This window comes from Actinoplanes sp. NPDC051475, assembly GCF_040689425.1.
Lineage (GTDB): Bacteria > Actinomycetota > Actinomycetes > Mycobacteriales > Micromonosporaceae > Actinoplanes.
This window is the reverse complement of record NZ_JBFAZZ010000002.1, coordinates 565,196-581,308: the sequence shown is the minus strand read 5'-3', so window position 1 is coordinate 581,308 and position 16,113 is coordinate 565,196. Positions and strand designations below refer to the sequence as shown.

The window sequence follows — 16,113 nt, the reverse complement described above, 5'->3', positions numbered from 1 at the left end:
GCTGTCCACCCGGCGCAGCATCCGACCCACCACCCTGCGCGTCTACACCCATCACGTCGAGGACTACCTCATCCCCACCCTCGGCGACCTGCGTCTCGCCGCCCTCGACAGCCACCACCTCAACGTCGTGTTCACCCGTTACCTAATGAGTCCCGAACGGCCCGCCGTGGTTCGCGGGATGCCTGCCCGTTACCCGACCTCTGAAGGTCTCCAAAAAGATCGGCATCGTGGGCTCGGCGAGCCGTTCACGTGGTGGTCCGGCTCGTTGAGGACATGCCTGCACACCTCTGGACCATGTCAGGTTTCGTGCAAGACCGGCGGATCTCGGCGGTGCCGGACCACCTCATGACCTTGGGCAAGATGTTGATCGTGGTTGCAGCCCGCCCGCACGGCAGACACCTCGTATACCGGGAGCCAACGAGCTCTGACTGCGAAGACCGGGACCGTGCGGGTCGCTGGGATCGCGAACGGCTCATCGGAGGGTAGGCCACAGAGCCTCGTCATTAGGGCGCCGCGCGTTTCCGCCAGGGTTTCGCACCTGTACTGACGGATGGGGAGGAGTACGAGTTGACGGTGTACTGCGGCATCGACTGGGCGGAACAGCACCACGACATCGCTGTGGTCGACGAGCACGGTCACCTGGTCGCCAGGGGTCGTATTGGCGATGACCTGGACGGATTTTCCACGCTGGTGCAGATGCTGGCGGCCGCCGGCGACACCGACTGCGCGATACCGGTGGCGATCGAGACTCCCCGCGGGCTGCTGGTCGCGGCGCTACGCGCGAGCGGACGACGGGTGTACTCCATCAACCCGATGGCGGTGGCCCGCTATCGGGAGCGGTACTCGGTGTCTCGCAAGAAGTCCGACCACGCCGACGCAGTGGTGCTGGCCAACATTCTGCGCACCGACGCGCACGCCCACCGGCCGCTGCCGCGCGACAGCGAGCTGGTCCAGGCCGTCGCCGTGCTGGCCCGGGCTCATCAGGATGGCACCTGGCGGCGGACGCGAGCATCGAACGAGCTGCGGTCGCTGCTGCGGGAGTACTTCCCGACCTTCCTTGCCGCGTTCACCGGCAGGAAGGGCAATCTGACCAGTGCCGACGCCCGGGCTGTGCTGGCCATCGCCCCTACGCCGGCCGCTGCCGCGAAGTTGTCCACGACCCGCATCGCGGCTGCGCTGCGCCGCGGCGGCCGCCAACGTGGCGTCGAGGACCTGGCCGCTGAGCTGCAGCAGGCGCTACGGCGTCCGCAACTGCGCCAGCCGCCCGTTGTGGAGGAAGCGATGGGCACCCAGGCACTGGCACTGCTGGCGACGCTGAACGTCGAGTGCGCCAGTGTCGACCAGCTCACCGAGGCCGCCAGTAAAGCGTTTCGCCAGCACCCCGACCATGCGATCGTGACGAGCTTTCCCGGCCTGGCCGACGTGACCGGTGCCCGCGTCCTGGCTGAGATCGGCGATGACCGCGCCCGGTTCGCCGATGCCCGCGCGTTGAAGGCGTACGCGGGCGCGGCCCCGGTCACCCGCGCGTCCGGGCGCAGCATCTCCATCACCCATCGCAAGGTGAAGAACGACCGGCTCGCCGCGGCCGGTTACCTGTGGGCATTCGTCGCCGCCACCCATGCCGAACCCGCCAAGCAGCACTACCAACGTCGACGCGACCACGGCGACCGGCACCCCGCGGCTCTGCGCAACCTGTTCAACCGGCTCCTCGGCTGCCTGCACCACTGCCTTGCCACCGGCCAGCTCTACCACCCTGACAAGGCTTTCCCCCAGTTGGCCATGCCCGCGCTCACAGCTGCCGGATGACGCTGGCAGGCTCATTTCCATGAACGACGGCAAGGACTGGTATGCCTGGCACAACCCTTACACCGATCCTGGCTCGGCACTGGCGCGCCGGCTGAAGCTGGTCCAGCAGCACATCGCCGCGTGGCTCGATGAGCGCCCCGGCGAACCGGTGTCCGTGGTCAGCATGTGCGCCGGCCAAGGTGACGACATCCTGACCGTGCTGGCGTCGCGCCAGGACGCCAGCAGAGTCAGCGCGACGCTCATCGAGTACGACCCACGCAACGTCGTGGCAGCCCGGACCCGAGCAATCGCCGAAAGCCTCGACACGGTGACCGTCGCTCAGGCCGACGCTGGTGACCTCGCCTCATACCGGAAGGCGGTGCCCGCGGACCTGGTCATCATGGCCGGCGTCCTGGGCAACGTCAGCGACGCTGACGCCCACACCACCATTCACGCGCTGCCGCAGCTCTGCGCCGCCAAGGCCACGGTGATCTGGACCAGGACACGACGAGCACCCGACCTGACACCCTCTATCCGAAGGTGGCTTACCGACGCAGGATTCTCCGAACAAGCTTTCACCGCACCCGACGACGTGCTGTTCTCCGTCGGCATGCACCGCTTCACCGGCACCCCGCAACCGCTGCAGAACGGCAAGATCTTCCAGTTCATCACCTGACGGAGGACCTGCGACTTGACGCTTCCGGAGATCGGAGGTCTTTTTGATCGTCCCCAGCCGGGGATTGCTCGGTCGCCTGGTCCGGTATGACTTACCGCCCCTGTCGCACGGATGATCCGGGGGGTCTTGTCGCCGGGCCGGGTGGCGCCGACGGACCGCTGATAGGGACACGGCCACCCGCACCGTTGGGGTAGGTCTCTTCGTAATGTGGCTGCCGGCAGTCGACGCCAGATTGACGGCCGAGGCGGCAGGTAACGTCGCGGGGAGGCGATGTGCACGGCGACTCCCAGGTGTTCCTTGGGGTTGATGTTGGTAAGGAGGGCCACCACGCGGTCGCGCTGACCCGTGATGGCAAGCGGCTGCACGACGCTGCCCTAGTCAACACCGAGACCAAGCTGCGGCAGGTCTTCGACAAGCTCGCTAAGCACGGCAAAGTCTTGGTGGTGGTCGACCAGCCGGCCTCAATCGGCGCTCTGCCGGTCGCGGTCGCTCGCGTCTGCGGGCATCAGGTCGCCTACCTGCCCGGCCTGGCGATGCGCCGGATCGCGGACCTGCATCCGGGTGCGGCCAAGACCGACGCCCGCGATGCTTATGTGATCGCTGACGCGGCTCGGACTCTGCCGCATACGCTGCGCCGAGTCGACGTCGGGGATGAAGCCCTGGCTGAACTGGAAGTCCTCGTCGGGTTCGACGACGACCTGGCCGGCGAGGCCACCCGCGTCAGCAACCGCATCCGCGGGCTGCTGACCCAGATCCACCCCGCGCTGGAACGCGTCCTTGGCCCGCGAGTGCAGCACAAGGCGGTGCTGGAGTTGTTGTCGCGGTGCGGCGGCCCGGCCGGGATGGGTAAGGCCGGTCGCCGCAAACTGCTGTCGATCGCGTCCAAGAATGCGCCGCGCATGGGTGAACGTCTCGTCGAACAGGTCATGGCCGCCCTCGACGAGCAGACCGTCACCGTTGCTGGCAGTGCGGCCGCCGAGACGATTCTGCCCAGGCTGGCCGACAGCCTGCGTGGCGTCCTGCAACAACGCGACCAAGTCGCAGGCGAGGTCGACAGGATGCTTGATACCCACCCTCTTGCCGAGGTCCTGACCTAATAACTGTCGAACGGCGAGGTTCGGCAGTTACGGATCGCCGTTCGCAGTGGTGGCCCGAGGCGGGGACGCCTTGTCCTGACCATGGGCTGGGGAGCCCTTCATCGAGACTGGCGCAGACACCCGGTCGGGCCATCACCACTGCTGTGGATCGAGAATCTTGCTCATGGTTCGAGCCCGTCCGCATGGCCCACACCTCGCTGTTGGAGAGCCTGAGAGCTCTGGTCTGGCATGAAGACCGGAGCCATTTGGATCGCTGGGATCGTGAACGGCTCAATCGGAGGGAAGGCCACAGAGCCTCGTTATTAGGGCGCCGCACGGTCTCGCCAGGGTACTTGAACAGCCGAAGCAGGTGGAGAGGACGTGAAATTGGTGAAGGTGTTCTGCGGCATCGACTGGGCCGAGCGGCATCACGATGTCGCCCTGGTCGACGGCGAGGGCAAGTTGGTGGCCAAGCGCCGCATCGCCGATACTGCAGACGGATTCGCGCAGCTGACGACACTGCTGGCCGAGGCCGGAGACAGCCGCGACGATCCGATCCCCGTGGCGATCGAGACACCGCGAGGGTTGCTGGTCGCCGCGCTGCGTGAGACCGGACGCGCGATTTACGCGATCAACCCGATGGCCGTCGCCCGCTACCGCGAACGGCACACGGTCTCGCGCAGCAAGTCCGACCATGCCGACGCCATGGTCCTGGCTAACATCCTGCGCACCGACGCCCACGCTCACCGACCCTTACCTGCCGACAGCGAACTGGCCCGCGCGGTTGCGGTCCTCGCCCGGGCGGCCCAGGACGCCGTCTGGCGGCGCACGAAGGCCCTGCAGGAATTGCGGTCACTGCTGCGCGAGTACTACCCGGGCTTCCTGACCACGTTCAGCCGGGGCGGCGTCACCAACCTCGCGAGTCCCGAAGCCCGCCAGATCCTCGCTCTTGCGCCGACGCCCGCGGCCGGCGGCAAGCTGACTGCGGTCCGGATCGCCACCGGCCTGCGACGAGCCGGCCGGCAACGCCGCGTCGCGACGCTGGCCGAGGAGATCCGTGAAGGCTTGCGGATCCCGCAGATGCAGCAGCTCCCGCTGGTCGAGGACGCCATGGGCCGCCAAGCCCTCGCCCTGCTGGCCACCCTCAACGCCGAGTGCGACAACGCCGAGCAGCTTGGGCAAGCTGCCATCGACGCGTTTACCCAGCACCCCGACCATCAGGTGATCACCAGCTTCCCCGGCATGGGCGACCTCAGCGGTGCTCGACTCCTGGCCGAAATCGGCGACGACCGCAGCCGTTTCGCTGACGCCCGCGGACTCAAGGCATACGCCGGGTCAGCACCGGTGACCAGAGCCTCTGGCCGCAGCATCGCCATCACCCGGCGCACTATCAAGAACGATCGCCTCAACACCGTCGGCTTCCTCTGGGCCTTCGCGGCCATCCCGCGTCCGGGCCCGAGCAAGCAGCACTACGACAATCGCCGCGCCCGCGGCGACCGCCACGCCGCCGCACTGCGTCACCTGTTCAACCGCATGCTCGGCCAACTCCACCACTGCCTGCAAACCGGCCAGACCTACGACCCGATCAAGGCCTTCGGAGCGCCCGTCGAACCCTTGGAAACCTCCGCAGCTTGACTCTTACCAAGATCGGAGGTCTCGATGCCCGGCATCGGCGTCAGGACCGCAGCGAGGATCCTGCTCGAAGTCGGCGACGGCACCGCCTTCGCCAGCCCCGGGCATCTGGCCGCCTACGCCGGCCTGGCGCCGGTCACCCGCCGCTCGGGCAGCAGCATCCGCGGTGAACACCCCGCCCGCGGCGGCAACAAGCAACTCAAACGCGCGTTCTTCCTCGCCGCGTTCGCGTCCTTGGCCGACCCCGTCAGCCGCGCCTACTACGACCGCAAACGCGCCCAAGGCAAACGCCACAACGCCGCCCTCATCTGCCTCGCCCGCCGCCGCATCGACGTCCTGTTCGCCATGCTCCGCGACAACGCCCTCTACCACCCCAGGCCTGTCACTCCTGCCGTCGTTGCGGCGTAGCCGCCACCTCGATCACTACAGCCGTGAGGTCGTCAACCGCTCGGGTGGTGTGCTCCTCGCCAGCCCGCCATACCACCGCCTGACCTGCGCGGACGCTTTCCCAGTCGCCATCATCAGCCTGCACGACGCCGTGACCTTCGATGACCACCAGGAGCTGGTCCACTGGTGCCGGATGGCGGCCGACCTCACCACCGGCGGTCACACGCAGGACCGTGACCCCGACGGCCTCACTGCGAAATAGCGCCTGAGCGGTTACACCAACACTGCCGAAGGCCTCCACCGGCCGCCCAGTCAGGCCATCGAACGACAAGATCTCCACGCCGGAACACTAGATCGCAGATCCTCCGCGTACCGCGCGCCCATCGACTTGACGGAACCCATAGGGACACCCCCCTGCTCGCCGGCAGCACTCCCGCCGGGCAGCCCCGCAGCACTGCCACCGTGCACCGCATCCGAGCCACCCTGCGCGCCGCGCTCAACGCCGCCATCCGCGACGGGCTGATCACCGACAACCCCGCCCGCCGGGTCGAACTGCCCACCAGCCGCCGCCCCCACGCCCTGGTCTGGACCGAGCACCGCGTGGCGCAGTGGCGCTCGGACGGCCAGCGGCCCCCGGTCGCGGTCTGGACCCCCAGCCAACTGGCCGAGTTCCTCGAGTTCGCCGCCGACGACCCGCTCTACCCGCTGTGGTGGCTCATCGCCCTGCGCGGCCTACGTCGCGGCGAAGCCGCCGGGCTGCGCTGGCACGACATCGACCTCGACCGCCGGCACCTGGTCATCGTCAGCCAACGCACCACCGTCGGCTACCGCGTCGTCGAAGGCCCACCCAAGTCCGCGGCCAGCCGCCGCACCGTCGCCCTCGACCCGCACACCGTCAGCCTGCTGCGCCGCTACCAGCAGGACCAACGCCGCCGCGCCACCGCCGCGGGCCGGGTGTGGCGGCCCGACGGTTACGTGTTCACCGACCCCGACGGCCACCCCTACCACCCGAACGTGTTCACCCGCAGGCTGCAGCACCTCATCGCCGCCGCTGGGCTGCCCCCGGTCCGGCTGCACGATCTGCGCCACGGCGCGGCCAGCCTCGCCCACACCGCGGGCGCCGACCTCAAGACCGTGCAAGATCAGCTCGGGCACGCCAGCATCGTGCTCACCGCCGACACCTACACCAGCGTGCTACCCGCCACCCAGCACAAAGCCGCCGCCAACACCGCCCGCCTCGTGCTCGCCGCCGCCCGCGCCGCCCGGAGGAAGATGATCGGCCGGCACCGCGGAGCGCTGCTACACCCCCGGAGCAATCCGCAACCACCCACGCGTCCCAGCACCACGGAACGGCAGGTCACACCCACTCGCCGAAGTGGGAAGAAGCTCCGAAAGCAGCGGCATCCCGGGGCATCCAGCGGGCACCCACCGTCTACCATCGACAGCCAGAACGGGCAAACATGCAGGTCAGAGGGGTGGGCCGCCGGGGACTCGAATCCCGAACCTATGGATTAAAAGTTGTCCGGGTGGGTCCGGCTACGTCCGGTGGGGGTACGGAACATCCGAGCGACCACGGAGCGACCGGGGATCGCCGTCGCCGAGCACGTAGCGGTCACCATCACCGGCGGCCGGGAAGCTAGCTATAGCTAGCGACGTTCCTCGCCGCCACGCGCAACAGGCCTCGGCTGCTTCAGGAGTGAGAGTTGATACTGGCCGACGAAATCACGCGGAACATGACGGTTCTGTTGCCGTGCTCCGCGTGTGCGGAGGTTCCGGTATAACGAGTGTTGTCGATGCCGCCCCGACGTTGGAGTGTCTGTGACCAAGCAATGGCGTGGCCGCCTTGACCAAGCAGTCCACGCCGGACAGGTTGGCGGCCTGCACGGCATCGTGGCGGTTCGCAATGGCCAAACCGTGTTGGAGTACTACGGGAGCGGCGAGGACTTCGCTTGGGGCAAATCGCTGGGCGTCGTTGAATTCGGGCCCGAGACGTTGCACGACCTTCGATCCGCCACCAAGAGCGTCACCGGACTGCTGTACGGAATCGCGCTCGGCGAAGGGCTGGTCCCACCACCGGCGGAGCCGCTGTTGCCGCGGTTCCCGCAGTACCCCGACCTGGCGACCGATCCCGGGCGCGCCGCGCTGACCGTCGAGCACGCGCTGACGATGTCGTTGGGCCTGGAATGGAGCGAAGATCTCCCGTACACAAGTCCGGCCAACGCCGAGATCGCGATGGAGCTGGCTCCGGACCGGTACCGCTACATCCTGCAGCGGCCGATCCTTGAGCGGCCCGGCAGCCGATGGACCTACTGCGGCGGGGCCACAGCGCTGCTCGGTCGACTGATTACCGACGGCACCGGGCAGACGCTGTCGCAGTACGCGCAGACGACGCTGTTCGCGCCGCTGGGCATCGGTGGCTTCGAGTGGATGTCCGGTGCAGATGGGGTGGCCTCTGCCGCCTCCGGGCTACGAATGGCACCGCGTGACCTGGCCAGAATCGGCGAGTTGGTCCTGGCCGAGGGGGTCTGGGACGATCAACGCATCGTCCCGGCCGCTTGGATCCGTGAGATGACTCAACCACGACTACAGACCAAATGGGACGCACAGTACGGCTACCACTGGTACATCGAGTCCATCGGTGATCATCGAGTGCTGACCGCCAACGGAAACGGCGGCCAACGCCTGTTCATTCTGCCCGACTTGAACCTGACCGTGGCCATCACCGCCGGCAACTACGACGATCCCGACCAATGGCGAACCCCGCTCGCGGTGCTGGAGCAGGTCATCTTCCCCGCTATGGCATGACTGTCGCGCTCACTGGCCAGCCGCTCGTCACCCCTGATAAGGATCCCCCGCCACGGCTCAGCCTTGAGCGCCCCCACAGGTTAAAGAAGAAGCTCAAGGAGCGTGCCGACGCCTTCGTAGCCGGTGGAGGCGTACGCGTTTTCGTATACCCCCGCGTCGACGGACGGCTCCGTGGCGGAGGTGTAGTAGCAAGGCACGTCGGTGCGTCGAGCGCACGGTCCGCTGCGGTGGCTTGTCGTGGGTCTTGACGAATCTCCATTGCGGTCATCCCTTGACCGGAAGGTTTGGCACGATCGTCGGTTATGAGGTCTCAGGTGACGTTCGACTGTGCCGACCCGCATGCCCAGGCTGCTTTCTGGGCGACGGTTCTCGGCTCTGCCGTCGAGGATCACTCCGAACTTGTTGATCAGTTGGTCGCTGAGGGTCGCATGCCTGCGGATCACAGGATCATGGTCGATGGCCGCTCGGCGTTCAGGGACGTGGCGGCTTGCACTGACCCGACGGGTATCGAGCCGCGGCTCTTCTTCCAGCGTGTTCCGGAAGGCAAGATTGCTAAGAACCGGGTTCACCTTGACGTCCACGTCGACGACGACCGCAAGGAGGCGGAGGTCCAGCGACTGGCGCGTCTGGGCGCTCAGCTGATCGATACGCACAGCGATCGGGGACCGTTGACGTACGTGCTACGCGACCCAGAAGGCAACGAGTTCTGCCTGCATTGAAGGCCAGCGGCCGTGACCCCTGCACCGCCTGGTCGACCAGGCAAACAGGACGCGCACCGGTCCGCCTCCATCGCCTACTGCAAGGAGGTCTGGAGACCGAACTAGTGCAGCAACGGCTCGCAGAGCCCGCGGGAGGATCCGGCCACCCGGCGGGCGACGGTGGCGTGGAAGCGCAGGTCGTCGCCGGCGGCGAGGTGGGGCTGCAACGCGGCCAGCGGTTGCGCGGCGGTGAAGATGTCGTAGTCGTCGACGAGCAGGATGATGTGCGGTCAGGTGACGCGGGGTCGCCGTCGGCGGTGCCGTTCTGGCGTTGTTCCAGCTTCACGTACTTGGAGGTCGATCATCACCCCACGGTAACGGCACCCATCTTCGCCGCAAGACTAATCAGGATGTTCGCGCCAGAGCCCCGAACCCGCGGAGATAGTCACGGTGCCTTGCCCCCATGACGCCGGTACTTGGTGGGGGCTACTGGGCGATTTGCCAGGTGCCGCTGTTGTCGAGCCGGGGCCAGACGTACTGGTCGCCTTCTCGTACCATGCCGGTGTTGTCGCTGAGCTGTTGCTGTAGGCCGACCAGGCTGCCGTTGACCTTCTCGGCGAACCCGAGGGCGGCGGCGACGGCCGCGGTGAGCAGGCCCAGGCAAGTCAGTGCGGTCCCGCCCGCGTCCACGGGGGCGGCGGGCGCGCCCAGGACCGACGCCAGGAGCCCGGCTGCGACGATCATGCCGGCGATGAACGTGACGATGGCGGCCACGACTGCCGTCCAGAACGCGATCAGGCCCCAGGCCAGATCCTTGAGCGCGTCCTGTACCGCCTCCGCCATTGGTTTGATGCCGGCGAGCGCGCGTCCCTGCGCCTCAGCGGAGTCGCCGTACGCCCTGGCCGCCGTGCCGGTCCAGGCGTTGTCGGCCTTCATGCCGAAGGCTGTCGCTTCCGCCTGGACGTTGCTGACCGGCGCGCCGACATAGGAGTCCCAGTAGCCGCCGATGCGGAAGAGCGCCGGTGGAGAGCCCGGCTGTGCCAGGAACTTCTGGGTCTGGTCGAAGACCTTGTTGTAACTCTCGAGGAACTTCTTCCAGGCGAAGACCATCCCGGAGCACACCGGTCCGGGCAGCCAGCGCATGACGTCGTTCATCTTCTCGGCGAACTCGTTCGCCTCCTTCTGAAGGTCGTCCAACGCCTCGTTGATCTCGTTCATCAGGTCCTCGTAGAGTCCCTCGACGTAGCCCTGGTCGCGCGAGCTCAATTGCCCTCCTTCGCCTTCTGCAGCCCGTGGTCGGCCGGCCCACTCCCTAGGCCGCTGTGGGCCCCGCTCTGCAGCCCCTGGCCACCCGCTTTGTGCACTCCGTGGGACGCGCCCTGGTCGGTACGTTCGTAGTCCTCGCGTACCTTGATGAGCGCGTCGGCGATCTCGTGCATGGCCGCGGCGCCCTGGGTGAGCATGGAGATCATGGTCTCCTGTACTTGGTTGTACTTCTCACCGACGCCGTTCTCCATCGGGATGTAGCCGATCTCGAAACCGGTCAGCCCCAGTGATTTCGCATGCTGGGCCGCGTTCTCCATAACCGAGGCGATACCGACCCATTTGTAGACGTCCTTTTCGATCGCCTCGTAGGCGACGGTGACCTGGTCCTTGTCCGGCGGCGGTGCCATTTGTCCTCCCGTGGTGGTGCGCGGCCTAGTCGATGATGCCGAGGCGGCGGAACATCGCCACGGGATCGGCCGCGGCGGCGCGGGCGGCGGCGAGCGCCGGCATGGTGGCCATGGCCGCGGCCGACTGTTGCGCGACGGCGCTGTAGGCCTGATGGAGCGCGTCACGTACGCCGTCTGCCACGGCCTGGCCGGTCGGCTGCTCGTTGAGCCAACGGCGGCTGAACTGGCAGGCGGTCATCCGTCCGCCGGCCACGGTTACCGTCACCCGCTCCCGCGGATCGCGGCCGACGGTCTCCTGGCGTGCCTGGTCCTCCACCGTCTGCCTGAGCTGCCGCAGCTCCGCGCGGGCCTGCCGCAAGGCGTCGAGGGTTCGCCGCAACTCGTCGGCCTGTTCCTCCCAGCCCGGTGCCGGACGGCGTCCCGGGCCGGCGCCGCGCAGCGGATCCGGCGCCGGGGAAGGCGGGCTATCGGGGCCGGAGCGGGCCTCGGTGCGCTCAGCCCATGCCTGCAGCCGGTCCTGGCAGGCCGCGTCATACGCGTGCTGCACGGCGCCCGCGAGCGCGTCCGGGCCGATGCTCTGCCACCAACGGGCCCCGATCTCGAGCCGCTGGAGAGCGTTGGCGTGGTCGACCTCGGCGCGGATCAGCCCCGACTCGTCGTGCCCGACGCCGACGATGCCGGTGGTGTCAGTCGCCCAGGCCGCCTGCTCCGCCGCACCCTGTAACCGGCGCAGATCACCCTCGAGATCCATCCGCCTCACCTTCGGCCTTGAATGACGTCAAACGCGAAAGCTAGCAGGTCAGCGCCCTCGGCGGCCGCCCGCCATATTTCAAGCGGGCGGCCGCCCCGTGGCCATCACCTGCAGATGCTGCGCCACTTCAGCTGCCCCAGCTGCGTGGACCGTAGCCAAGACGCCGGCGAGAATGTGCAGATCCTGCGGAGGCAAGGGGGCCCGCTCACCATCGCATAGCCGCATCCGCAGTACGCCGTCATCCGCGGTCACGACCACCTCGGGGACAAGGTCGCCGGAGGCCGTGACCTCACCGGCCCGACGCTCTTTCCACCGCAACCGGCTCGGCTGGATCGACACCGACCGTGCACGGGCCAGATCGACCGTGCGGGAGCGCCGCTGCCGGACCGTCAGCCGCGTCCCCTCCAGCCACGCGCCCGTCTTGGCCACCGCCAGGATGTTCACGACCAGCCAGACGATCATTCCGCCCGCCAGCAGGGACACCAGGATGACCGGAATCGCGATCAGGTCGCTGTCGCCCTTTCCGGTGCCGGCCTCGACCAGCCACGCGATGACCATGCCCAGAATCCCGCCCAGACAGCCGGCGGCGAGCACGGCGAGCAGGCCGCCGAGGGTGAGGAAGATCAGGCGGGTGGAACGGCTGCTCTTGAAGCCGTACGAGAACTCGTAGCGAGACGTCGGGGGCTGCACGCGTCGATGATGGCAGACGCCAGCCGAACACGGCGTCCTTGCGCCACCGAACGTGCGTACCCCTCGGGACCACGGCTTCGACCGTCTAGATAGTGATCACACTACGTAGCCGGAGACGACGTACGGTCGCCGCCGGACGGTGACCAACTGCTCGACTGGCAGCCTCCAGAGGAGAGAGCTGTCCCACCCGGGAGTCTCGCCGACGGTCGCGCCGCGCGGACAGCGTGGATCTGCCGGATGCGATCCTGTGCCACTTCTTGACAAAAGCGGGCAGCTCGCCGCGCTCTGCGTATCCGTCAGTCTGCCGCTCGTCCGCTTGCGCAGTTCTTCCTTGCAGCAGCGCAAATCGGCCTCGCACCGCTTCATCGACGCCGCGTCGACCTCGAACGGAGACGTCCACGCCATGGGACGAGACTGCCTGGCGCACGAATCAAGCCGACCACTCAACAACGGTGACCGTGCACCGGACAGCGATGAGTTACTCATCCCGGGATCTGGCCGTCGTGAACCATCCGAATCAGTTGATGCGGCATAGCGTGGCGCAAGGGCGCCTCTGCACACCGTCATGAGAGACGACCGCAGCTCGTGCTCCGGTACCATGACGCATCTCCATGTCTGCGCTGCCACCTGCGGGGAGGGGTTGCGATGTTGCCGGCCGAAGCTTTGATGCGCCAGATCAGCGTCGAGATCGACGGTTTGAAGAGTGTGGCCGAGGCGATGCGTCAGGAGCTCGAGACGAGCTTCCGCACCCAGGTGACACCGATCCACGACGCGATGCAGCCCGGCGCGAGCATCGGCGGGCCGATCGCGGGTAGCAGCTGGGTCGCCTTGCAGGACAAGTACAGCGTCAACATCCAGGCGACGCTGGACGCTTTGTTCAACCTGGATCTCGGCAGTCAGGCGGTGGCTGACGCCGCTCACGTGATCGCCCGTGACTACGGCGACGCGGATGCCTTCTCCGCGACCCGGGTCACGGATGTGCAGCAGGTCATCAGCTACACCCCGCCGGATTCCGGAACCGACACGGCGAGCACGGGGGCGGTTACCGGTGAGTGAGTATTCGTCGTACGACATCACGCAGCTGTTGGCGATGGTCGCGGGTGCGAAGCAGACACTCGGGCAGAGCCACGAGCAGATCCAGGCGTGGACGAGGGCACAGCAGATGCTCGACCGGCACTGGACCGCGTTGCAGGGCTTCCGCGCGCAGCTCGCCGCGAAGTGGCCGCCCGACCAGAACGCCGCCTCGGCCGCGTACCTGCTCGAGCTGGATCGGCTCCTCAACGCCGTGACGCAGACCGCGGAGGCGGCGATCTCCAATGCGGTACAGATCGCTCACGTCACCGAGGCGATCGATCAGGCGCACACGACGCTGGAAACGCTGCACAGCGAGTACGTCAGCAACGAGGCGAAGATCGCCGATTACAACGACAAGGTCAACGCGGTCAGCACCGGGGTGTCGGTCGTGCAGGGACCGCTCGCGGGATTCGTCGCCAAGGGCGCCGCCGAGTTGTTCACCTCACCGCCCGTGGACGACGGTAGGCAGGACCAGTTGCAGCAGCAGGCCCGTCAGGCGATGGACACCCTCAGTGGCGCCGCCCACGACGCCAGCGTCAACATGACCACCCCGCCGGAATACCTCTCGCCAAAGGTAGCGGGGAAGGACGACGGCACGCTCGTGGGAGACGGTTCGACCGGTGGCGGGGCACAGCGGCCACCGAACATCGATCCTCCCGCGCATACTCGCGCCCACCTGACGGCGCCCGGTCACGTGGAGAGCGGCGCCGGCGGAGACGGCGGCACGGCGACGGGTACCGGATCGCATCCCACTCTGAGCGATGCCGATATACCGAGCGGCGGTGCATCGCAGCCGCCAGCAAGGGCAACAGGGCCGCAGTTGTCGGGCGTGATAGCGCCGCCGCCTGCCCCGCCGACTCTCCTCCCGCCCCCGGTGACCGGCCCGGCACCGCTGCCTGGCTCGACTCCGCTGCCCGCGATACCCGCGGTATCCGGTCTTACGCTGCTGCCCGGGAGTATCAGCGGCACGCGGACGCCACTGGGCACGACCGTATCCGGCGCAGCACGCACCGGCATCGGCGGTAGCACAGGTGGTGCGGGCGTCCGCGCGTTGCCGCCCGGCGGCCGGATCGAGGGCGTCACCGGGCTACCCCAGCAACGCGCGGGCCAACTCGGAGGCCCACGCGCCAGCGTGCAGCGCGTCAACCCGGTCGGCGGTGTCATCGGCTCCCAGCGCGGGAACCCAAGCGGCGGTGCGATCGGCGCCCCACGCGCGAACCCGGCCGGCAGCGTCATCGGCGCGCAGCGCGGTCCGAGCGGAACCAGCGGTACTGCATCGGCGAACTCGGGCGTGACGGGCATGGCGCACGGCCGCCGAACTGGCCGCTCCGATACCGACCAGGGCCGGCACTGGGATCCGGACAACCCGTGGGCGGTCAGCGAGGGCGTGGCACCCGTGATCGAGCCCGACCCGGCCGACACCGTCGACCCCGGGCCCGGGATCATCGGACTCCATCGGTGAGGACACGCCGGCCTCGCTGGGTCACTGCCTGCGCGGCGGGTGCGCTGAGCGTCCTACTCGCCTCGACACCCGCTGTCGCCGATTCCACCCGCAACCGGCAATGGCACCTGAGCACGCTCGACGTCGGCGCCGCGCACCGGATAAGCACCGGTGAGGGCGTCACCGTCGCTGTGATCGATACCGGGGTCAACGCCAAGCATCCCGACCTGGCCGGCACCGTGCTGCCCGGCATCGACCTCACCGGCGAGGGAGGCGACGGACGGACGGACACCGACGGGCACGGCACCGCGATGGCCGGACTGATCGCCGCCCACGGTCACGGCCAGGGCGGCGCAGACGGCGCGCTCGGCATCGCCCCGGGCGCGAAGATCCTGCCCATCCGCGACTCGCCCGGCAAAAACGCTAACCCCACCACCTTCGTCAAAGGCATCGGTCTGGCCGTCGACCGCGGCGCCAAGGTGATTTCGATCTCCGCGGGAACAGGGACGTTCGCAGCCCTCAAACAGGCGATCGCGGACGCGGTCGCCCACGATGTCGTCGTCGTGGCCGCCGTCGGCAACCGCCCCGACGACATCGCCGTCGGCTATCCGGCGCGCTACCCCGGAGTCCTCGCGGTCGGCGCGACCGGTCGCAACGGCAACCTGGCCAAGGTCAGCGTCACCGGCCCGGAAGTCATGCTGACCGCACCCGGCGTCGACATCATCTCCACCGACCGCGCGGGCGGCTACCGCATCGGTACCGGCACCAGCGACAGCACCGCCATCGTGGCCGGCGCCGCAGCCCTGATCCGCTCCCGATACCCGGACGCGACCGCCGACGAAGTCATCCACCGGATCACCGCCACCGCCACCGACAAGGGCGCACCCGGTCGCGACACCCAGTACGGATACGGCGCGCTCAACCTCGTGTCCGCTCTGACGACCGTCAACGTTCCCGCGGCGGATACCCCGAGCGCGTCGGCATCGCCGTTGGTGCCCGCGCCGACCGCCCCCACGACCGCAGCACCGATCGACGCCTCCGGCCCGGTGTTCCGTTTCACCACAGCGTTCTACGTGGCCATTGGCGTCGTAGTGCTCCTCGTCGTCCTGGCAGGCGTGCTCCTCATCTGGCTGCTCATGCGCCGACGACGACACTGAGTAAGGACGTCGCGCATAGGGCGTTCCGTGCGGCACGCGATTCCGTGGGCGAAGTACCAGTGCCGCCTGCGCGGCGCAGCAACGCCCCACGGCAGAGCGCCGCTTCGTCAGGCTCCAGCGAAGCCAGAGACTGTGCCGGTCCTGCTGGTCCCATAAGGCCGAGGGGTCATGCGGCGTGCCGAGTCGAGCACCACGAACTACCCACCCGCCGTGACGACGTCATAACGCAACGGCTATTGTCGATGTCAGTGCCCCGTCTCGCCGGCTT

The 16,113-nt window shown here is 68.1% G+C and carries 14 protein-coding genes and 2 pseudogenes; 11 read left to right on the top strand and 5 right to left on the bottom strand.

Annotation, left to right across the window (positions count from 1 at the left end; all coding sequences use genetic code 11):
- Positions 1-567: 567 nt before the first annotated feature.
- The 5 genes and pseudogenes from AB0368_RS07140 to AB0368_RS07120 form a co-directional block, all read left to right on the top strand.
- On the top strand, positions 568-1,806 hold the full coding sequence (locus tag AB0368_RS07140; protein WP_366152868.1) for an IS110 family transposase: 1,239 nt from the start codon (positions 568-570) through the stop codon (positions 1,804-1,806).
- Positions 1,807-1,825: 19 nt separating this feature from the next.
- A complete protein-coding gene (locus AB0368_RS07135) occupies positions 1,826-2,461 on the top strand; it encodes a class I SAM-dependent methyltransferase family protein (protein WP_366152867.1) in 636 nt (211 codons plus the stop codon).
- A gap of 272 nt (positions 2,462-2,733) precedes the next feature.
- Positions 2,734-3,555: pseudogene (locus AB0368_RS07130) on the top strand (IS110 family transposase); the annotation flags it as partial.
- Positions 3,556-3,927: 372 nt separating this feature from the next.
- Positions 3,928-5,172: an IS110 family transposase gene (locus tag AB0368_RS07125; RefSeq protein ID WP_366152928.1), complete on the top strand. Its 1,245-nt coding sequence runs from the start codon at positions 3,928-3,930 to the stop codon at positions 5,170-5,172.
- 21 nt (positions 5,173-5,193) lie between these two features.
- Positions 5,194-5,577 (top strand): annotated as a pseudogene (locus AB0368_RS07120) (transposase); the annotation flags it as partial.
- On the opposite strand, the gene AB0368_RS07115 reads toward AB0368_RS07120, so the two are convergent.
- Positions 5,552-5,896 (bottom strand): cupin domain-containing protein, encoded by a 345-nt coding sequence (locus tag AB0368_RS07115; RefSeq protein ID WP_366152866.1) that lies wholly within the window; start codon positions 5,894-5,896, stop codon positions 5,552-5,554. The pseudogene AB0368_RS07120 and the gene AB0368_RS07115 overlap by 26 nt on opposite strands.
- Before the next feature lie 122 nt (positions 5,897-6,018).
- Between AB0368_RS07115 and AB0368_RS07110 the strand changes: the two genes are divergently transcribed.
- The 3 genes from AB0368_RS07110 (at position 6,019) to AB0368_RS07100 (ending at position 9,080) form a co-directional block, all read left to right on the top strand.
- Complete coding sequence (locus tag AB0368_RS07110) at positions 6,019-7,071, top strand: site-specific integrase (protein ID WP_366152865.1); 1,053 nt, start codon at positions 6,019-6,021, stop codon at positions 7,069-7,071.
- 303 nt (positions 7,072-7,374) lie between these two features.
- Positions 7,375-8,361 (top strand): serine hydrolase, encoded by a 987-nt coding sequence (locus tag AB0368_RS07105; protein ID WP_366152864.1) that lies wholly within the window; start codon positions 7,375-7,377, stop codon positions 8,359-8,361.
- A 314-nt stretch (positions 8,362-8,675) separates the two neighbouring features.
- On the top strand, positions 8,676-9,080 hold the full coding sequence (locus tag AB0368_RS07100) for a VOC family protein (RefSeq protein ID WP_366152863.1): 405 nt from the start codon (positions 8,676-8,678) through the stop codon (positions 9,078-9,080).
- Between the two features lie 465 nt (positions 9,081-9,545).
- Here the strand turns inward: AB0368_RS07100 and AB0368_RS07095 are convergent, their stop codons facing one another.
- The 4 genes from AB0368_RS07095 to AB0368_RS07080 form a co-directional block, all read right to left on the bottom strand.
- Entirely contained in the window at positions 9,546-10,325 is a 780-nt protein-coding gene (locus AB0368_RS07095) for a hypothetical protein (protein WP_366152862.1), read from the bottom strand.
- Positions 10,322-10,732, bottom strand: coding sequence for a hypothetical protein (locus AB0368_RS07090; RefSeq protein WP_366152861.1), 411 nt, complete (start codon positions 10,730-10,732; stop codon positions 10,322-10,324). Before AB0368_RS07090 ends, AB0368_RS07095 begins: the two co-directional genes overlap by 4 nt.
- A 25-nt stretch (positions 10,733-10,757) precedes the next feature.
- Complete coding sequence (locus AB0368_RS07085; RefSeq protein ID WP_366152860.1) at positions 10,758-11,483, bottom strand: hypothetical protein; 726 nt, start codon at positions 11,481-11,483, stop codon at positions 10,758-10,760.
- Between the two features lie 78 nt (positions 11,484-11,561).
- A complete protein-coding gene (locus AB0368_RS07080; protein ID WP_366152859.1) occupies positions 11,562-12,173 on the bottom strand; it encodes a hypothetical protein in 612 nt (203 codons plus the stop codon).
- 645 nt (positions 12,174-12,818) lie between these two features.
- Here AB0368_RS07080 and AB0368_RS07075 point away from each other — a divergent pair.
- The 3 genes from AB0368_RS07075 to mycP are packed head-to-tail and all read left to right on the top strand — an operon-like array spanning position 12,819 to position 15,845.
- Complete coding sequence (locus AB0368_RS07075) at positions 12,819-13,229, top strand: hypothetical protein (protein ID WP_366152858.1); 411 nt, start codon at positions 12,819-12,821, stop codon at positions 13,227-13,229.
- Positions 13,230-13,257: 28 nt separating this feature from the next.
- Positions 13,258-14,709 carry a hypothetical protein gene (locus AB0368_RS07070; RefSeq protein WP_366152857.1) on the top strand — a complete coding sequence of 484 codons (1,452 nt, stop codon included), beginning with the start codon at positions 13,258-13,260 and terminating at the stop codon, positions 14,707-14,709.
- Positions 14,706-15,845: a type VII secretion-associated serine protease mycosin gene (gene mycP / locus AB0368_RS07065; protein WP_366152856.1), complete on the top strand. Its 1,140-nt coding sequence runs from the start codon at positions 14,706-14,708 to the stop codon at positions 15,843-15,845. Before AB0368_RS07070 ends, mycP begins: the two co-directional genes overlap by 4 nt.
- Positions 15,846-16,113: the final 268 nt, after the last annotated feature.

Coding starts and splice junctions, on each gene's coding strand:
- AB0368_RS07075 (WP_366152858.1), top strand. CDS start 12,819: ATGTTGCCGGCCGAAGCTTTGATGCGCCAGATCAGCGTCGAGATCGAC.
- AB0368_RS07090 (WP_366152861.1), bottom strand. CDS start 10,732: ATGGCACCGCCGCCGGACAAGGACCAGGTCACCGTCGCCTACGAGGCG.
- AB0368_RS07085 (WP_366152860.1), bottom strand. CDS start 11,483: ATGGATCTCGAGGGTGATCTGCGCCGGTTACAGGGTGCGGCGGAGCAG.
- AB0368_RS07135 (WP_366152867.1), top strand. CDS start 1,826: ATGAACGACGGCAAGGACTGGTATGCCTGGCACAACCCTTACACCGAT.